Origin of the sequence: Buttiauxella warmboldiae (assembly GCF_003818135.1) — a bacterium.
GTDB classification, from domain to species: Bacteria; Pseudomonadota; Gammaproteobacteria; order Enterobacterales; family Enterobacteriaceae; genus Buttiauxella; species Buttiauxella warmboldiae.
On sequence record NZ_RPOH01000126.1, the window covers coordinates 1 to 1,266 of the forward strand.

Sequence of the window (1,266 nt, forward strand, 5' to 3'; positions counted from 1 at the left end):
TTAAGTGACTGGCATTAACCCTAAGGTGCCTTTAATATCAGTGTAAGCGCGGAGCTGAAATGCTTAATCGAGCGTTGGGTTCATATGGCGCAGATCGAATGGCGTGATCTGGTAAACGTAATAGTTCAGCCAGTTAGTGAACAGCAAATTTCCATGGCTGCGCCATGTCGCATGCGGCTTCTTCTGCGGATCGTTATTGGGGAAGTAGTTATAGGGTACATCCGGGTTCAGGCCGGCTTCTACGTCGCGGAAATATTCGCCAGAAAGCGTATGCGCATCATATTCCGGGTGCCCGGTAACAAACGCAATGCGTTTATCTTTGCTGCCAAAAAGATAGGCATCCCCCTCTTCAGACTCAGCCAGAATTTCCAGATCGGTGTAATCGCGGATCAGCGATGCCGGGAAATCGGCGTAACGGGAATGTGGAGCAAGGAAAGTGTCGTCAAATCCGCGCGTTAACAGCGCATGCGGGTAAGTAAGCTTATGCTCATATACGCCAGATAATTTTTCTTTACGCGTTTGCTTCGGGATCCCGTAAAGAATATTCAGAGCTGCCTGGACAGCCCAACATACGAAAAGCGTTGAGGTGACGTGATCTTTTGCCCAGTGAATCACTTGTTCTATCTGCGGCCAGTACGCGACGTCATTAAATTCCACCAGGCCCAGAGGGGCGCCCGTCACAATCAGTCCGTCAAAGTTTTCATCCTGAATATCGGCAAAATTACAGTAGAAGTTATTGAGGTGCTCAGTAGGAGTATTCCGGGACTCGCGGCAATCAATGCGCAGTAGCTGAACGTCAACCTGCAGAGGTGAGTTAGAAAGCAGACGTAAAAACTGGTTCTCCGTCTCAATCTTTTTCGGCATCAGATTAAGTATGAGCACCTTTAGCGGACGGATCTCCTGATTGCTCGCGCGCGACGTTGTCATAACAAACACGTTCTCATCACGCAGGAAATTGACGGCTGGTAACTCATCCAGTACCCGAATCGGCATAACCTTATATCCTCACAGCATACGTTTAAACGTTTAGACATCCAGATAGCTGAAGATAACGTGCTGCTTGTCAAATGTCGAGTATTGATAACATAGTTGAAAATGTTTCATTTAAGTATGCGATTTCGAGTCAGTTGAATACACTGGATGATATTTGATTTGCAGAACATTATGATGAGGCATGGGCGGGAATTGCATAAATCGCAGACAGCAAAAAGCCCTGTACGTCAGTACAGGGCTTTCCACTTATTTGGAGCCTGGCAGTTCCCTACT

1 protein-coding gene is annotated in these 1,266 nt (G+C 47.2%); it reads right to left on the reverse strand.

The window, feature by feature from the left end:
* Positions 1 to 63 precede the first annotated feature (63 nt).
* Complete coding sequence (gene metA, locus EHN07_RS20345; RefSeq protein ID WP_124025815.1) at positions 64 to 993, reverse strand: homoserine O-acetyltransferase MetA; 930 nt, start codon at positions 991 to 993, stop codon at positions 64 to 66.
* Positions 994 to 1,266 lie beyond the last annotated feature (273 nt).